This is a genomic window from Streptomyces sp. NBC_00846, from assembly GCF_045207325.1.
Lineage (GTDB): Bacteria > Actinomycetota > Actinomycetes > Streptomycetales > Streptomycetaceae > Streptomyces.
Genome location: NZ_CP108846.1, coordinates 5,389,283 through 5,404,506, shown reverse-complemented (window position 1 = coordinate 5,404,506; position 15,224 = coordinate 5,389,283). Strand labels below are relative to the sequence as shown.

The window sequence follows — 15,224 nt, the reverse complement described above, 5'->3', positions numbered from 1 at the left end:
GCAGGTTCGCGTGAAGAGCAGCCGTCGAAGGAGTTACAGTCCCGCTCGGGCGAACTTGCGCGCCGAGAGCGGTACGAAGATCACCAACAGCAGCCCGGCCCACAGCAGGCTCGCGGCCACCGGATGCGCGAGCGGCCATGCGGCGTCCGGCCCAGGGACACCGGGATTGCCGAACAACTCCCGGGCCGCCGTCGCCAACGCGCTGAGCGGGTTCCACTCGCAGATCACCTGCAGCCAGCTCGGCATCCCGTCGGTGGGCACAAACGCGTTGGACACCATGGTGAGCGGCAGCGTCAACGGCGCCAGGGCAGCCGCGGTGGACGCCGAAGGGATCGCCAATCCGAGGTAGGTCCCCACCCAGGCCAGCGTGTATCGGAAGAGCAGAAGCAGGCCGATGGCGGCCAAGGTCTGCCAGACGCCGTTGTGTGCCCGCCAGCCGACGACGAGACCGCACAGCATCATGACGACCAGGCCGTACGCTCCGATGACTCCCTCCGCACTGCTCTGGCCGAGCGGCACGGACACGCGGTTGGTCGGCATGGAGCGGAGGCGGTCCATCACCCCACGCGCATTGTCCATCGAGACGTCCACCATCGCCGAGGACAGCGCGGTGCCGCTGCCCAGCACGAACATCCCCGGCATCATGTACTCGCGGTAGTTCGAGGAGCCGTCAATGCCGATCGCACTGCCGAACACATATCCGAAAAGCACCACGAACACCGTCGGCATCAGCAGGATGGTGAGCAGGGTTCCGGGTTCGTGACGCAGCCGTAGGAGGTTTCGCTGGGTCAGGGTCCAGCCGTCGATGAGGACGTTCATGCCGCCACCTCCTGCACGTCGGCCGGCTTCGCCGACTCAGCCGTCTTGCCGGTCAGAGACAGGAAGACGTCGTCGAGGCTCGGCTCACGAATCCCGACGTCACGGATCACGGCACCGGACGCGTCGAGTTCACGCACGATCTGCGGCAGGGTCGGCACCGCATCCACCGCGGCGGCGACGATGTGCAGTCCGTCCGCCTCCGGTCGCCGGCCGGTGATCCTTTCGAGGACCGACATGGCCTTCTCCACATGGTCCGTGGATTCCACCACGACGTCGATGTGGCTGCCGATCTGAGACTTGAGCTGGGCCGGGCTGCCTTCGGCGATGAGATGTCCGTGGTCGATCACACCGACGGCGGAGGCGAGTTGGTCCACCTCCTCCAGATACTGACTGGTGAGCAGAACCGTCGTGCCGTCGCTGACCAGTTCACGGACGGTGTCCCAGATCTCCATCCGGCTGCGGACGTCGAGCCCCGTCGTGGGCTCGTCGAGAAAGAGCACCGCGGGAGCACGCAACAGGCTGGCGATCAGGTCGAGCCGACGGCGCATGCCGCCGGAATAGGTGCCGACCAGCCGATTGCCGGCGTGGGCGAGGTCGAACCGTTCAAGGAGTTCCTCCGCGCGCCGCCGGGACCCACGCGCACCGAGGCGCGACAGGCGGCCGAAGATCCGCAGGTTCTCCCTGGCCGTCAGTTTGTCGTCGAGAGTGGCGTCCTGACCGGCCAGCCCGATCGCCTTGCGGACTTCCCCCGACTCCCGGGCCACGTCGAACCCGGCGACGACGGCCTGTCCACTGGTGGGCCGGGTCAGCGTGCTCAGGATGCGCAGGGTGGTGCTCTTACCCGCACCGTTGGGGCCGAGCAGGCCGTAGACCAGCCCCGGCGGAATGGCCAGATCCAAGCCGGTCAGCGCTTCGACGTCCCCGTACTGCTTTCGCAGGTCTTTCGTATACACGATCGATTTTTCCACGGCCCTCTCCCGACTGGGTGCAGTGTACGCGGTTCCACGATAGGGAACCGCGTGCGGTGTAGGCAAGTGCACCGGGTGCGGTGTACGCAGATGATTTGCACGCGTATGCTGGTCGCCGTGTCGGACCCCAAACCCATCATCTGGATGCGACCGGAGAAGCCCACGCGCGGCCCGGTGCCGACGCACAGTCGCAGAGAGATCGCCACGGTGGCGATCAAGATCGCGGACGCCGAGGGGCTGGAAGCCGCCTCGGTACGAAACATCGCCAGGAACCTCGGCGCGGGCGCGATGACCCTCTACCGATACCTGCCCACCAAGGAAGACCTGTGGGCGGTGATGATCGATGAGGCGACCGTCTTCGAGCCGCAGGAGCCGACCGGTGACCTCCGCGCGGACTTGATCGTCCTGGCGCACCGCAGACGCCAGAACTTTCTGCGCCATCCCTGGCTGGCTCCGCTCCTCTCCACCCGCCCGATCATCGGCCCCAGCTACTTGCGCAGCATGGAACGCGATCTCGCCGTGCTCGGCGGCTGCGGTCTCGACATCGACGACTCGATCGACGTGATGAACCTGATCTACTCCTGGGTCAGCGGTGCCGTCCAGGCCGAGCTGACCGAGCGGACGAACGTGAACCAGTCCGGCGTCGATCGTCACAGCTGGCGGATGCGCATGAAGCCGTATCTGGTGACCCTGCTCGCGACCGGCGAGTTCCCTTATCTGAGCAGGATGACCGAGGCGGCAGAGATCGCCGAGGCCGACGAACAGTTCGACACCGGACTGGCCATCATCCTTGAGGGAATCGAAGCCCGGTACTCGACGGCCACTGAGGAAAACAGGCCGCGCACCGCTGAATAGCCGCACCGGCACCGGCTCGCGTTCACTGAGCATCCGTAGTCAGCGAGACGCTTGCAGTTCCACGATGGACATACGACCGGCAGGCACGATGGACACGATCTCGAGGCCGACGGATCCGGCCAGTTCGCCCAGCTGCTCGGGGGTGTGCTGCCTTCCCCCGAAGTAGCAGAGCATGCGAAGGTCGCCTTCCGTCTGCCTCTGGTCGTTGAAATAGTCAACGACGAATACGCTTCCCGTCGTCGACGCCGCCTCGGCGCAACGTCGCATGATGCGGGCGGCCGCCTCGTCGTTCCAGTTGTGCAGGATGCTCGACAGCAAATAGCCGTCCGCTCCGGCGGGAAGCTCGTCGAAGAAGCTGCCTGGCACGGCATCGGCACGATGCTCGAAACCGGCGGCCGCGATGGCCTTGCCGGCACGACGCGCGGGTCCAGGCAGGTCGACGACTGTCCCCCGCAGGTCGGGATGGGCCTGCAGGATGGTGATCAACATGCTGCCGTCGCCACCGCCGACATCAACGAGATGACGAAGCCTTCCCCACGGATATCCCGCGGCCACGGCGGGCGCGTGCACCGCCAGCCGTGCTCCCATCTGCGCGTCGAACGACTCGGCACGCTCGTCGTTGGCCGACAGGTCTTCCCAGAACGCCAGACCGTACTGCTGCTGGAACGCGGGCTCACCGGTGCGGACCGTGTGCAGCAGCTGGACAAGACTCAACTCGGCGTGGCCGATCGCACCCTCGATGTCGAGCACCGACCGCATTCCCTCGGGCTCGCCGTCACACAGGTACCGGCCCATGTCCGTCAGGTCGTAGGCAGCGGTCCCCGTACTCGACAGCACTCCGGCGGAGACCAAGTGGTCCAGCAGTCGCCCCAGCACGTCCGGGTCGGCCCGCACAGCCTCAGCGAGCGCCTCCGTCGTCCGGGTGCCCGCGACGATGTGGTCGGCCAACCGCAACGTCGCCGCCACCCGGATCGCCAGCGGGGTCAACAGATCGGCCGCTGCCCACACTCCCCCGCCTCTGGCGGTCGTCTTCTCGGCCATTGGCCCTCCTGGATCAACGATTGTCTGTCCGATGAACACGGCGTGCCCGGCTCAGAACCCGGCGCGCTCCTCCGCGAATGCCTTGGCAAGGCTCAGGTTGCTCATGCTGTTGCCGCTCAGCAGACGCCGCAGGAACCGGCGCGCCTCACCGATCGTCGTCCCGCTGCCGAGCAGTGACAGTGCCGAGGGCTTGATCGTGCTGGTGTGCCGGGCTTCGCCGATGACGCCTTCCCGCGTCTCGGTGAACCGCCAGTGGCCGGTGTGCGCGTCCAGCATCGCGGGCAACGAGATCTGCTTGTACACGATCAGGTTGGGCGGCAGGCAGATCCGCACGGAACGGACGGTGTGCGTGCCGCCGTCCGGACCTTTGGTGTCCATGTCGAAGAACTGGACGTTCTGCACGTCCTCGGTCATGGCGAGCCCGACCACGTGAGGAATGCGCTCGGGCCACAGGTCCGCACGGTAGAGGTAGTCGTAGGCATCCTCGATGGAACCGGCGATGAACAGCGGGTCGGTGAAGGACAGGACGAGCTCGTCCAGTTCGGCACGCCGCTGCGCCGTGTCACGCAGCGTGTCGAGGTGCTCCTTGCCCTCCTGGTTGATCCTGTCCAGCAGGGGGCCGAGATCGGCGCCGGCTGGCGCGCTGACATGGTGGCGCAGCTCGACCCGGGTACGGTCCTGCGCCAACTCAGTGAACACCCACTCGCCGCGTATCTCTGTGGCGGGCGGATCGGCCTCCACGTACGTGAACGTGATGCGGCGTCCCGTCCGGTCGGTACGGCGCACGGTCCGCCATGTGCGGACGGCGGAGTCACTGACCAGCGACCAGTGCTGGACCAGATCACCCTTCTCGTTGCTGTGGACTATTTCCGCGTGCACGGCGGACAGATGGAACTGCGGCCACCGCGCGACATCCGCGACCAGCTCGAACACCATCTGGTAGTCGGCGTCGATGGTCACGCCGTGGTCGACATGCTGCTGCGTGCTCGACACAACAAGCCACCTCACAAGCGTCGTAGGTCTGGAACCGTCGCGCCTGACGATGTCCGTCGGCGTTCGACCACGCTTCGAGGACCCTTCGAGTTGATCCGGCGTCGATTCGGCGTCGAAGGCAACGGCACAGGCTTGGCACGACCTCGAAACGAGCCCGCAAGGGTCCGTGACGCGGCACCGGTTCCAACCCGCCAACCGTGAGGAGAGGTATATGCCGAGCATCGTCACTGTCGGCACGTTCGACAGTGATCACGCCACCGACGTCACCAAGATCCTTCGGGAGTTCGACGGCGAGGTTGCATCCGAACTTCCCCAGCTGCGCCGCAGGCAGGTCTTCCACTACGGCGACCTCTACGTGCACATGCAGGACTGGGACGTCGCGGACGCAGCCGAGGCGTACCGGATGACAACCACCGATCCCCGGTGCACACGGCTGAACGACCGCCTGTCGACCTACTTCGGCGACCACACCGCGACGGAGGACTGGGACGGCCCGGTCGACCAGCCGACCGCCGAGCGCTTCTACGTGTGGCCGGCCGAGCAACTGGAGAACCTGGAGCAGACGTACAGCGCGGTGATCGTGAACACCCAGCGGCAGGAGCACATCCCGGAGGTGTCGCGGCTCTTCTCGGAATCGGATGCGACCGACATTCCGCAGAACATGGGGACGCTGCGCCGTCAGATCTATCTGTGGCGTGGCATCTACCTGCACATCCAGGACTTCGCGGAACCCGATGCCATCAAGGTGATCAGCGCTGTGTGGACAGAAGGCGATCCCCGCTTCCTCCAGCTCGTCGACGACCTGACGCGGGTCATTCCGCCGTATGACCCAGAAGGCAACTCGTTGGCCACTCGCTTCTACCACTGGGCTGCAGAGGTGTCAGAATGACCAAACTTCCGACCCACCCCATTCGCCGAAAGCTGCCTGGCGTGCTCCCGGCCGAGTACGAAACGCTGCGGAAACGAGGCATCGGCCGGGTGACCCTGCCCACCGGCAAGTTGGCGTGGATGGTGGTGAGGCCCGAGTACGCGCGATTCGTACTCTCCGACCCGCGGTTCAGCTCGGACAAGATGAGCGACGACTTTCCGAAGATGACGCCGAAGTCGTTGAACAAGTTGAAGTACTGCGCACCATTCATGATCAATCTGGATGGCCCAGAACACCTGGAGCTGAAGAAGCCGGTCATCCAGGAATTCTCCCCGGCAGGGCTCGCCCGGCTGCTGCCGCGCCTGCGGGTTGCCGTGGAAGAGAAGGTCGACGCGATGCTGGGCCGGCAGGACAAGCCCGTCGACCTGGTGATGGAGCTGGCGTACCCGATCGCCTGGCGGCTGCAGGAGATATTCCTCGGCATCCCCATGGCCGAGATGCGGAAGATGCGGGACAACGTCTGGCATCTGCTGATGCAGACCTCCACCGAGGAAGAGGAGAAGGCATCAGCCGCGCGCCTGAACCAGCACGCAGAGGACGTCCTGAAGGAAAAGGCGAAAAACCTCGGCGACGACCTGATGAGCCGCATGATCCAGGAAGAACTCGACGAGCGTGGCGAGGTCGACTGGTTCAAGATGGCGCCCCTGATGCTGTCGAACGCCCAGGGCATTCACAACTCGACGTCCATGATGATCACGTTGGGCGTGCTCGCCTTGCTGAACCACCCGGAAGAGCGGGCGACGTTGCTCGCCGAGCCGGACCGGATGACAGTGGCGATCGACGAGATGATCCGGTACTTCTCGGTCAATGACGGAACGCCGATGCGGCTGGCCGTGGAAGACGTGCGCATCGGCGACACGTTGGTCAAGGCCGGTGACGGCCTGGCAGTGCCGACGCTGCCCGTCAACCGCGACCCGTCGGTGTGTCCATATCCCAATGAGCTCAATCTCATGCGGGAAAAGCCCACAAGGCACTTGGCGTTCGGCCACGGGCCGCACCAGTGTCCGGCGAACCGCCTGGTGCCGGAGCTGATGGACATCGTCTACACGACACTGTTCGAGCGGGCTCCCGGTCTCGCGCTAGCCGTGCCGGAGTCGGAGCTGACGTACAAGTACCACTCGATTCAGGCGTTCGGTCCGGCCGAAATGCCAGTCACCTGGTAGAAATGCCGGCGGCCGCACACCTGCCTCGGCAGCGGGCGCGGCGGCCTTACCACCGGCCGATGTTCGGCGGGCACAACGGCTCGCCGCCCCTGGGGGAGGACGTGACACGGTGACCGACGACGACATCCGGGCCGCCGCTGCGCCGAGCGTCGACGGCCGCGTCGCCCTCGTCACCGGCGCTTCGGGGGCCCTCGGCGCCGCCGTGGCACACGTTCTCGACCGCCGTGGCTATCGGCTGGCGTTGCACTGCACCACGGGTGCGGACCGGGCCCGCAAGGTCGCCGCCGAGCTCAGCGGGCCCAGCGTCGTCGTGCGGGCGGACGTCGCCGACTGGGCTGCCACGAGGGACATGGTGGGCCGCGTGCGCGCCGAGCTGGGCGGCATCAGCGTGCTCGTCAACGCGGGCGCGATCCGCCGCGACGGCTTCATGGCCACCCAGTCCATCGACGACTGGACCCAGACCATCGCCGTCAATCTGATCGGCTCCTTCCATACCTGCCGGGCGGCGCTGCCGGACATGATGCGGGCCCGCTGGGGGCGCATCATCAACGTCGTCTCGCCCGCCGGTCTCATCGGCAGTCCGGGCCAGACAGCATACTCGGCGGCCAAGGCTGGCGTGCTGGGGATGACCCGGAGCCTGGCCCTGGAGTGCGGGCGGTTCAAGGTGACGGTCAACGCACTGTCGCCCGGACTCATGGCCACCGCGCTCACCGAGGAGATGTCGGCCGAAGCCCGCGCCGCGCTCGTTGCCCGGACCGCGTTCGGCCGCATGGGCACGCCCGACGAGGTGGCCCGAGGCATCGAGCTACTGCTGGACGCCGACTACATGACCGGTCAGGTGCTGTCCATCGACGGCGGGATGTCGATCTCGTGACTGCCGCAACGGCCGGCTTCGCCGCGGCTCCAGGCCAGGTCCCAAGCGGGCGGCGCGGCATGAGTGTGAACACGTAGCGTTCGGCCGTACGAGTGGTGCCAGGGTTTAGCGGTGTTCGGTCACCTCTCTGCCGCCACCGGCGACGCTTCCCTCATGCATGGTGAATCTGAACGACCCACGCCCGGCACATCACCGGTCCCGTGCCCGGGCCAGCTGCCCCTCCTTCTGGCCTGTGTCCTATTCACCCAGCACGCCAACACGGCGGCTGCCCGTCTCCTCGGACTCTCCCCGGACCCTGCCCCGCCCCAGTCCCATGATTCCTCTCCGTACACCCGCGCGCTCGGCGTCTGAGCGGGACGGGCCGCACCGCACCGCCCAACCAGCGGACACACGCGTACGAAACTGATCAGGACGCTGGCTCGGTCGCAGCCGGGAGCCGACATCTCCGACCTGCAACTGCCGCCCGCACCGCCCTGCGACGATTCGCCCGCCGCTACCAATACGTGAACAAGGGGATCGCCGACGCAGGTGCCGATCTCGCACTCCTGGTCACCCAGGCCGCGGGGTGCGTTTCTTCTTGAGGGACCTCGCTGCCGACCAGCGCGGACGTGGTCGGTGCTGGGAACTCGGCGCGACCTCCTGTGCCGCGCTTGCCGCAGACGCAAGGTGCTGACCAGGTATTTCTTGTCCCTCCAGAAGAAACGCACCCCTGTCGGGATGCCACAACCATCGTTCCCCTGCGAACCATCAATTTCTCGGTTAACCGGGAGCCGGTCTGCACACTCGGCCACCACGCCAATCCGCATAGCCCGAAGAAGAGCGACCACAAGAGACAAAAGACCAGCTCACAGGACTCTGCTGCGCAATTCGTTCAGGCGGAGAGTCGGTAGCTGAGTCGTTCGAGCCTGCTGTGGCGGGGACGATCGAGGGGGTCTGTGGTCCAGTGCGCGTCGAGCCTGATCACGTTGAGTGCGGTGGCGGAGAAGGCGTGTTGGAGGCGGACTTTCGGTAGGCCGCGGTAGCGGGCCCGGCGAATGCCGGTGATGTCGAGGGCCTGGTTGATGGTGCCCTCGACGCCGGCGCGCAGGGCGTACTTGTTCTTCCAGGTGTCGGTCTTCTGCGCGGCGCGGGCCCGGGCGAGGTTCTCGTGGAGTTCCTCGGGTCGCAGGGTGAGCATGCGGCGCCCGGTCTTCGAGGTGGTGCACTGCTTCTGGAAGGGGCAGTCTCGGCAGGTCAGGACACTGAAGGTGATGACGATGGCGTCGGTGCCGTGCTGTTTCACCGGGTTCCAGTGGGAACTGGTCTTCCCGGCGGGGCAGCGGACCTGGCGGGTCTTCCAGTTGATGGTGAAGGCGTTCTTGTCGAAGCCCTCGGCGGCCTTGGCCTGCGCGGAGCGGTCCAGGAGAACGGGGGTCACCATGCGGATGCCCTGCTTCAGGGCCTTGGTGATCAGGTCGGCCGACGGGTATCCGGAGTCGAGACATCCGATGCGGTTATCTGTCAAGCGGCGACTGCTTCCGGCTGCGGTGACGGAGTGGGGAAGGCGACGGTTTCGACGTAGGTGATGCGCTCGGTCAGGCAGTGGTGGAGGCAGCCGAGGAAGCGGTTGAAGAGGTTGCGTTGGGCCGCGGTGTGGCGGTCTCCGCCCTCCCGGCGGCGGTCGTAGTGGGCTCTGGCGCCTTGTGAGGCGGTCAGGGCGGCGAAGGCCCAGACGTAGCCGGCGGCGGCCAGGCGCTGGTTCTTGACGCGGCGGGCCGTGACCGAGACGCTTTTGCCGGACGCCCGGGTGACCGGTGCAGCCCCGGCGTAGGCCTTGAGTGCGCGTGCGTCGGCGAAGCGGGATCGGTCGTCGCCGATCTCGGCGAGCACCCGGGCGCCGGTGAGAGACCCGAGCCCTGGGAAGCTGGTGATGATCTCGGCGTCCGGGTGCTTCTCAAAAGACTCCGCCACGGCGGTGGCGAGTTCGTCCGCGCTGGTGCACGTCGCCTCCAGTTGTCTGAGCAGGGCCAGGGTCTTGGCGCCCATGGCCTGCTCGACCAGGGGCAGTTGCCGCATCTGCGGGACGCGCAGGAGTGCGTGGAGCCGGTCGGCCTCCTTGTCGATACCGCGCTGGCGGCCAGCTTTCTTGACCACGGCTCGCAGTTGGGTGCGGGTGAGGCGGGCGCCCTGCTCGGGGGTGGGGGCCGCGGCGAGCAGCGCGCGGGCGACCGGGGTGGCCAGCCCGTCAGCCATGGGCGCGACGGCGGCGAGGTAGCCGGGGTAGTACTCGCGCAGGTGGGAGCGGAGTTTGTTGCCGGCCTGGGTGCGGTCCCAGACGGCGTCCTGCTGGGCGCGGGCCAGGACAGCGATGGACTGGGCCAGTTCGCTGTCCGCCGGCAGGGTGCGATGCATGGCTGCGTCGGTGCGCAGGATGTTCGCCAGGACCATGGCGTCCAGGTGGTCCGACTTCTTGCGGGACACCGCGTGGCGGTCGCGGTAGCGGGCGGCGGCCATCGGGTTGATCGCATAGATGGGGCGCCCAGTGGCCCGTAGGCAGGCCACCAGCAGGCCGTGCGAGGTCTCGATCGCGACCGGTATCGGGTCTTGTCCGCTATCGCCGTGCGCGGCGAGCAGATCCAGGAGTTGCTGCAGGCCCTGGGCGTCTTCGCCGATCCGGGCCTTGGCTAACAGTTCCCCCGCTTGATCGATCAGGGCGACGTCGTGGTGGTCGCTGGCCCAGTCGATGCCGCAGGTCACTCCTATGCTCATGGCGGTTCACATCCATTCCGGGTGCGGTTGACGTGGTGGCTGGTCACAGCCGTGCAGGGGCACGCGTCTCCCTAATGGCAGGGCTCGAAGGCCCGTCATCCGATCAGCCGTTCGTGACCCCAGCGACCCGCAGGGCCCTCTGTCTTGGGCAGGAGCTCGACGGCTCCCAGCTTGGTGAGAGGTGACCCCTGCGGACGGCTTGGACCACAAACCTCAACGATCCGATCATCTGACCGGTTACGTCGTGGACGACGGCACGGCGCGTGCCAGTCTCAACTGAAGGCTCGACGGCCCGGGGGCATGGTGGGCATCGCGCTGACACCGTTGTCCACGACGTACCTGCACGGGTCCACCCTCTTTCACTGAGGTTCGACGCCCTGGGGGTCCATCAGTGGTACCCGTGAAGCTTCCGGTCAGCCGTTGACCTGCATCGACCGAAGTCGCCGATTCAGTTGGGCCGAGTAGAAGTCCAGTACCTCGACGATGCCCTCCGCCGCGGTGCGACCCAGGCATTCGGGGCCGAGGAACTCGACCATGTCCTCAAGCGTGTCCGGCTGGGCATGCAGCAGCCAGTCGTCCCAACGGTCCAGGACACTGACCAACTGCTCGGCCTCGCAAGCCTCCAGGACGACCACACCATCCCGAGCCTGCCCACGCGATTCTCGCCACCAACTCCACCTCCTACGAGACGAGGGAGGCGCCGGGACGAACCACTCTCGACTGAGGGATCGTGCCCTGGTAGTGCTCAGGTCTCCTGCCCGGCACCCCCTTACAGCCCCATTAGGTAGTGCTCGGCGGGCTTCACCTCGCGCTCGGCGAGGTTCTTCTGGATCGGCGCGGTCGCCTTCACATCGGGCACGGTCGCATCGGTGGTGTACACGTCGGTGATCAGATTCGGCATCACCCCTGCCCCTGCTACGGCGTCGACGCCGGGGAGTGTGGTGCAGGTCTCCGTGAGGTGGATCTTGTAGCCCATCCAGAACAGGTCATCGCCCTTGGCCGCCCACCGTGCGTCACGGTCGTAGGGGGAGGCCAGGCGGAGTTGACCGGGCGGGACACCGTCGTCGGCGTCCCGCTTCCTGATCACCTGCCGTCCCCGCGTGTCGCTGCGGATGATGTAGGTCTGCACGAGGACCTGCCGCAGCAGGTGCACGGCCTCGATCTCCCGGATCCAGCCCGGGGCGTCCTCGGCCCAGGCCGCCCGGCACAAGGCGAGGGCATCCTGCCCGAAGACCTGGGCGAGACGGTCACGTCTGGTCTGCGAGGGCGGCATGCGCCAGCCGTCGACCCGCGGGCCGTACCGCTCGGCGAACTCAGTGACGTCGATCTGCCCGGCCAGCCAGACCGGGGCCGCGACCGCCAGGGCCTCCAGGGCCGCCCGCACGCTCTCCCCGGCCAGCTCCAGGCGGTTCAAGTCCCGCACCGCACTGATCACATGGGTGGAATCGGTACGCTGCTTGCCTCCGGCCGCCACCAGACCGGCCTCCTTGCAGTGCTCCAAGAGCCGGTCGAAGACCACCCGCTCCATACCATTGTCCGCGAGCCGGGTCCGGAACCTGGACAGCACACTGGCGTCGAATCCGGTGTCCGTCAGCTCCGCACCGAGCGCGTACTTCCAGTCGATCGCCCGCACCGCCATCGCCGCGGCCTGCCGATCCGTCAGATCCTCGGCGAACTGCAACACCGTCACCAGCGACAACACCCCAGGTGACAGGCCCGGTGCCCCACGCACCCCGAACGCGGCGGAGAACGGCTCATCAGTGAAGACCTCCGCCAGGCGGTCCCGCACCCGTATCGCCAGACTCCCCTTCGGGAACGCCGCCCGAGCCACCATCACGGTCTGCGCCGGGATCTCCGGCAGCCCCACCGGGCGCATCGACATCCGTACCGCCTCCACGGCCGCAAGACAGAGAAGCGACCTCAGGAACGATCATCGCGGACCCGCCCCACCCCCGCAGCGAATTGCGCAGCAGAGTCGAGGTGTCGAACAAGGTGTGCTTCCTGCATCAGGGCGTACTGCTGGAAGAAGGGCCGCCGCAGCAGATATTCGGCGACCCGCAACAGGAACGCACCCGTGCCTTCCTGCGCCGCATCGTCGAGGCGGGGCGACTGTGAGCGGCGCGCGGGTGCTCGTTGTCGAGCACGAGGACGGTACGGGCCCGGCTCAGGTCGGTGAACGCCTCGCCGGGCTGGGGCTGGCGATCGACCTGCGCCGCCCCTGGGCGGGTGACGCGCTGCCTCGGACCCTGGACAGCCACGACGCGCTGCTGGTCCTCGGCGGATCCATGGGTCCGTACGACGAGGAGCAGGCGACCTGGCTGCCGGCGGTGCGGGAACTGCTGCGGCAGGCCGTGGACCGGGACCTCCCCACGCTGGGGATCTGCCTGGGCATGGAACTGCTCACGGTGGCCTGCGGCGGCGAGGTCCGGCACGCCGCACGACCCGAAGTCGGCCTCTGTGACCTGACACCACTTCAAGAGGCCGCCGAAGACCGGCTGTTCGGCTTCCTCGCGAACCCGGGCATGCGGTTGTGCGCGGTGCAGTGGCACTGGGAAGAGACCGGCACCCTGCCCGAGGGCGCTGTTCCGCTGCTCGCCAGTGAGCGCTGCGCCCACCAGGCGTATCGCATCGGCACAGCTGTCTGGGGCGTGCAGTTCCACCCCGAGGTGCTGGCCGACGACATCTCCACCTGGGGGACGTCGGACGTCGGTCCGCTGCACGCCCTCGGTCTCGACCCCGCCGTCGTCGTCGCCGAGGTAGCCCAGGAAGAGACACGCCTGCGTACGCTCTGGGGCGGCTTCGCCGAGCAGTGGGGCCGCATCGTGGCCGACCACCACACCGCCGCCCGCCGCTGACCTCGGCCGGTCACTTCGCCGGGCACCCACCGGGCGGAACGCGCGGCACTGTTGGATCGGGCGGGGCAACCGCGGTCCGGCGACGGCGCTGCGCGGCGACGGCAGCCACGGGCCACCAACGGCGGGGCTGCCGCAACGGCCTGGACGGCGCCCGAGCAGGTGGCCAGGGCAGCGCGCCGTGCCCGAACCGTTCGGCGGCGCGTACGTCGGGCTCCGGGCGGCGGTGGGCCGGCGGCGCCGGTCCACGAGGTCGAACAGCTCCGGCATCAGGTCGATCCGGGCCCGGGCACGGGTGCAGCGTGCCGAGAAGGAACTGATCGAGGAGATTGAGGCAGCCGGGATCCACGGCCGTACCCGGGCCGCACTGGAGCGATGCGTGCAGGACTACCGCGGGCTGGTGTGGGGCGACTTCGACTACCACGCCCGCGCGGAGCGCTACACCCGCCCCGATCTGGTGGAGGTCGACGAACGGGACTCGCTGTCACGGTACTTCGCCGCCTGACAGATCGCCCCGGCAGGTCGTCTTGGCCGGCCGCCCGTGAGCCACAACACTGCCTGATCAGAGCCTGGCCAGTGTGTCGGTGTCCGACTGACGGGGGTCGGATTGACGGGCGGGACGGCTGGCGGTCGCGGCGGCCGGTCGCCGATCATGGGTGGGGGTCCGCCGTCCGGCGGGCGCATGGTCCGGACCGGGGACGGGACACCGATGGATGACGCACTGGCACGGATCCTGACGGCCGCCGCGCACGGAAGGTTTCCCCCGCCGGACGGGGCGACGACCGTGGTGGGGCAGCCCAATGTCCGGGACGCGGGGGTGCTGGCGTTCACCGCGCACTCGGTGGTGTTCACCGACGAGGATCCCGACCGGGTGCGGGCCCTGCTGGCCGCCACCCCCGGCGACGCGCTCGCGGCGACGATGAATCCGTACTTCCTGGGCGCGCTGCTGGCCCGGAGCGGCCGGCACATGAACACCATCGATCTGCTGACGGTCGCGGACGCGCTGCCGGGCGAGCCGGAGATCGCGCTGCGGGAGATCGAGGACCCGGAGCATCCCCGGGTGGCGCGGGCGATGAAGTACCGCGACGAGGTGCGGGTCTGGTCCACCGCCGGCGGAGTGGTGATCCTGGGCCGGGGAGTCGCGGGACGCTGGGAGACGGCGATCGAGGTGGCCGAGGAGGCGCGCGGCCGCCGGTTGGGCGAACGGCTGGCGCGGGCGGCCCGGCATCTGGTGCCGGACTCGGTGGTGTGGGCCCAGCAGTCGCCGGGGAACGCCCGCAGCGTGCGGACGTTCCAGGCGGCGGGCTACCGGCCGGTGGGCTCGGAGGCCCTGTTCGTCGCGGGGTGACGGTTCAGCGGATCAGCTGCGCCACGGCTTGTAGTGCGGGTTGTCGACGCACTTGTTCATGATCTCGGTCTTGGTCGCCTGGTCGATGGGGCACGCCCCGACGATGAACGTGCGGCCGACGCCGCCGGGGAAGGCGACCTCCACCTGGTCGGCGTACTTGTGGGTGTCACCGATCGTCTTGTTCACGTCGATGCCGCCGGGAGCGTCGATGTAGTAGTTGAACTCGCTCTTCCAGCGCTTGTACAGGTCGTGGTCGTACGTGGTGGAGACGAACGGCGAGGGCTGGTTGACCAGGACGTACTTCTCCAGGTCGTACTGGCCGTAGACGATGTCCCTGGAGTGGAAGCCCTCGTCGAAGATGGTCTGCGGGCCCCGGCCGTCCGCCCGGTAGAGCTGACGGCAGTTGTCCCGCCAGGAGGGGTGCGGGGTGATCCGGCGGATGTCCACCGGGTCTGCGGCGGCGAAGAGATGGTCGGCGACGACCGGGCAGCCACCGGGTTTGAACGCGACGGCCGTGGGAGCGGCGGCGGGGGCGGCCTCGGTGGCGGCGGCCGGGACGAGTACGGCGGAGAAGGCGATAACGGCGACTGCGGCCCGACGCCGCAGACGAGAAGTGATCATCATGACGGTCACTG

General features: G+C 67.8%; 15 protein-coding genes and 2 pseudogenes. 8 read left to right on the top strand and 9 right to left on the bottom strand.

The features are described from left to right. Positions 1 to 33 precede the first annotated feature (33 nt). A complete protein-coding gene (locus tag OG936_RS24975) occupies positions 34 to 819 on the bottom strand; it encodes an ABC transporter permease (protein ID WP_406497591.1) in 786 nt (261 codons plus the stop codon). Continuing rightward, on the bottom strand, positions 816 to 1,772 hold the full coding sequence (locus OG936_RS24970; protein ID WP_406497589.1) for an ATP-binding cassette domain-containing protein: 957 nt from the start codon (positions 1,770 to 1,772) through the stop codon (positions 816 to 818). The genes OG936_RS24975 and OG936_RS24970 overlap by 4 nt, the downstream gene beginning before the upstream one ends. 132 nt (positions 1,773 to 1,904) lie before the next feature. On the opposite strand from OG936_RS24970, the gene OG936_RS24965 reads away from it, so the two are divergent. Beyond that, positions 1,905 to 2,642, top strand: coding sequence for a TetR/AcrR family transcriptional regulator (locus OG936_RS24965; protein WP_406497587.1), 738 nt, complete (start codon positions 1,905 to 1,907; stop codon positions 2,640 to 2,642). A gap of 39 nt (positions 2,643 to 2,681) precedes the next feature. Here the strand turns inward: OG936_RS24965 and OG936_RS24960 are convergent, their stop codons facing one another. Further along, complete coding sequence (locus tag OG936_RS24960) at positions 2,682 to 3,683, bottom strand: methyltransferase (RefSeq protein WP_406497585.1); 1,002 nt, start codon at positions 3,681 to 3,683, stop codon at positions 2,682 to 2,684. Positions 3,684 to 3,734: 51 nt separating this feature from the next. Then, entirely contained in the window at positions 3,735 to 4,676 is a 942-nt protein-coding gene (locus OG936_RS24955) for an aromatase/cyclase (RefSeq protein WP_406497583.1), read from the bottom strand. A 211-nt stretch (positions 4,677 to 4,887) separates the two neighbouring features. Here OG936_RS24955 and OG936_RS24950 point away from each other — a divergent pair, with 211 nt between their 5' ends. The 3 genes from OG936_RS24950 to OG936_RS24940 all read left to right on the top strand — a co-directional run bounded on the left by OG936_RS24950 (position 4,888) and on the right by OG936_RS24940 (position 7,641). Beyond that, a complete protein-coding gene (locus tag OG936_RS24950) occupies positions 4,888 to 5,565 on the top strand; it encodes a TcmI family type II polyketide cyclase (RefSeq protein WP_406497581.1) in 678 nt (225 codons plus the stop codon). Continuing rightward, a complete protein-coding gene (locus OG936_RS24945; RefSeq protein WP_406497579.1) occupies positions 5,562 to 6,767 on the top strand; it encodes a cytochrome P450 in 1,206 nt (401 codons plus the stop codon). The genes OG936_RS24950 and OG936_RS24945 overlap by 4 nt, the downstream gene beginning before the upstream one ends. Positions 6,768 to 6,876: 109 nt before the next feature. After that, a complete protein-coding gene (locus OG936_RS24940; protein ID WP_406497578.1) occupies positions 6,877 to 7,641 on the top strand; it encodes an SDR family NAD(P)-dependent oxidoreductase in 765 nt (254 codons plus the stop codon). Between the two features lie 871 nt (positions 7,642 to 8,512). On the opposite strand, the gene OG936_RS24935 is transcribed toward OG936_RS24940, so the two are convergent. From OG936_RS24935 to OG936_RS24920, 4 genes are all read right to left on the bottom strand, one after another. Further along, positions 8,513 to 9,145, bottom strand: coding sequence for a transposase (locus OG936_RS24935; protein ID WP_406497576.1), 633 nt, complete (start codon positions 9,143 to 9,145; stop codon positions 8,513 to 8,515). Beyond that, positions 9,142 to 10,389, bottom strand: a complete 1,248-nt coding sequence (locus tag OG936_RS24930) for an IS110 family transposase (protein WP_406497575.1) — start codon at positions 10,387 to 10,389, stop codon at positions 9,142 to 9,144. The genes OG936_RS24935 and OG936_RS24930 overlap by 4 nt, the downstream gene beginning before the upstream one ends. A gap of 413 nt (positions 10,390 to 10,802) precedes the next feature. Then, the gene (locus tag OG936_RS24925; protein ID WP_406497573.1) at positions 10,803 to 11,024 is read right to left on the bottom strand and encodes a hypothetical protein; all 222 of its coding nucleotides are present in this window, start codon (positions 11,022 to 11,024) and stop codon (positions 10,803 to 10,805) included. A 134-nt stretch (positions 11,025 to 11,158) separates the two neighbouring features. Continuing rightward, positions 11,159 to 12,271 (bottom strand): transposase, encoded by a 1,113-nt coding sequence (locus OG936_RS24920; RefSeq protein ID WP_406497571.1) that lies wholly within the window; start codon positions 12,269 to 12,271, stop codon positions 11,159 to 11,161. A gap of 95 nt (positions 12,272 to 12,366) precedes the next feature. On the opposite strand from OG936_RS24920, the pseudogene OG936_RS24915 reads away from it, so the two are divergent. From OG936_RS24915 to OG936_RS24900, 4 genes and pseudogenes are all read left to right on the top strand, one after another. Beyond that, positions 12,367 to 12,504, top strand: a pseudogene (locus OG936_RS24915) (peptide ABC transporter ATP-binding protein); the annotation flags it as partial. Then, a complete protein-coding gene (locus tag OG936_RS24910) occupies positions 12,501 to 13,244 on the top strand; it encodes a type 1 glutamine amidotransferase (protein ID WP_406497570.1) in 744 nt (247 codons plus the stop codon). The pseudogene OG936_RS24915 and the gene OG936_RS24910, both read left to right, overlap by 4 nt. Positions 13,245 to 13,527: 283 nt before the next feature. Next, positions 13,528 to 13,746: pseudogene (locus OG936_RS24905) on the top strand (terpene cyclase); the annotation flags it as partial. 204 nt (positions 13,747 to 13,950) lie between these two features. Further along, the gene (locus OG936_RS24900; RefSeq protein WP_406497568.1) at positions 13,951 to 14,589 is read left to right on the top strand and encodes a GNAT family N-acetyltransferase; all 639 of its coding nucleotides are present in this window, start codon (positions 13,951 to 13,953) and stop codon (positions 14,587 to 14,589) included. A 12-nt stretch (positions 14,590 to 14,601) separates the two neighbouring features. Here the strand turns inward: OG936_RS24900 and OG936_RS24895 are convergent, their stop codons facing one another. Beyond that, entirely contained in the window at positions 14,602 to 15,210 is a 609-nt protein-coding gene (locus tag OG936_RS24895) for an ADP-ribosyltransferase (RefSeq protein ID WP_406500595.1), read from the bottom strand. Positions 15,211 to 15,224 lie beyond the last annotated feature (14 nt).

Coding starts and splice junctions, on each gene's coding strand:
- OG936_RS24945 (WP_406497579.1), top strand. CDS start 5,562: ATGACCAAACTTCCGACCCACCCCATTCGCCGAAAGCTGCCTGGCGTG.
- OG936_RS24960 (WP_406497585.1), bottom strand. CDS start 3,683: ATGGCCGAGAAGACGACCGCCAGAGGCGGGGGAGTGTGGGCAGCGGCC.
- OG936_RS24920 (WP_406497571.1), bottom strand. CDS start 12,271: ATGTCGATGCGCCCGGTGGGGCTGCCGGAGATCCCGGCGCAGACCGTG.
- OG936_RS24930 (WP_406497575.1), bottom strand. CDS start 10,389: ATGAGCATAGGAGTGACCTGCGGCATCGACTGGGCCAGCGACCACCAC.
- OG936_RS24895 (WP_406500595.1), bottom strand. CDS start 15,210: ATGATCACTTCTCGTCTGCGGCGTCGGGCCGCAGTCGCCGTTATCGCC.
- OG936_RS24975 (WP_406497591.1), bottom strand. CDS start 819: ATGAACGTCCTCATCGACGGCTGGACCCTGACCCAGCGAAACCTCCTA.
- OG936_RS24950 (WP_406497581.1), top strand. CDS start 4,888: ATGCCGAGCATCGTCACTGTCGGCACGTTCGACAGTGATCACGCCACC.
- OG936_RS24900 (WP_406497568.1), top strand. CDS start 13,951: ATGGATGACGCACTGGCACGGATCCTGACGGCCGCCGCGCACGGAAGG.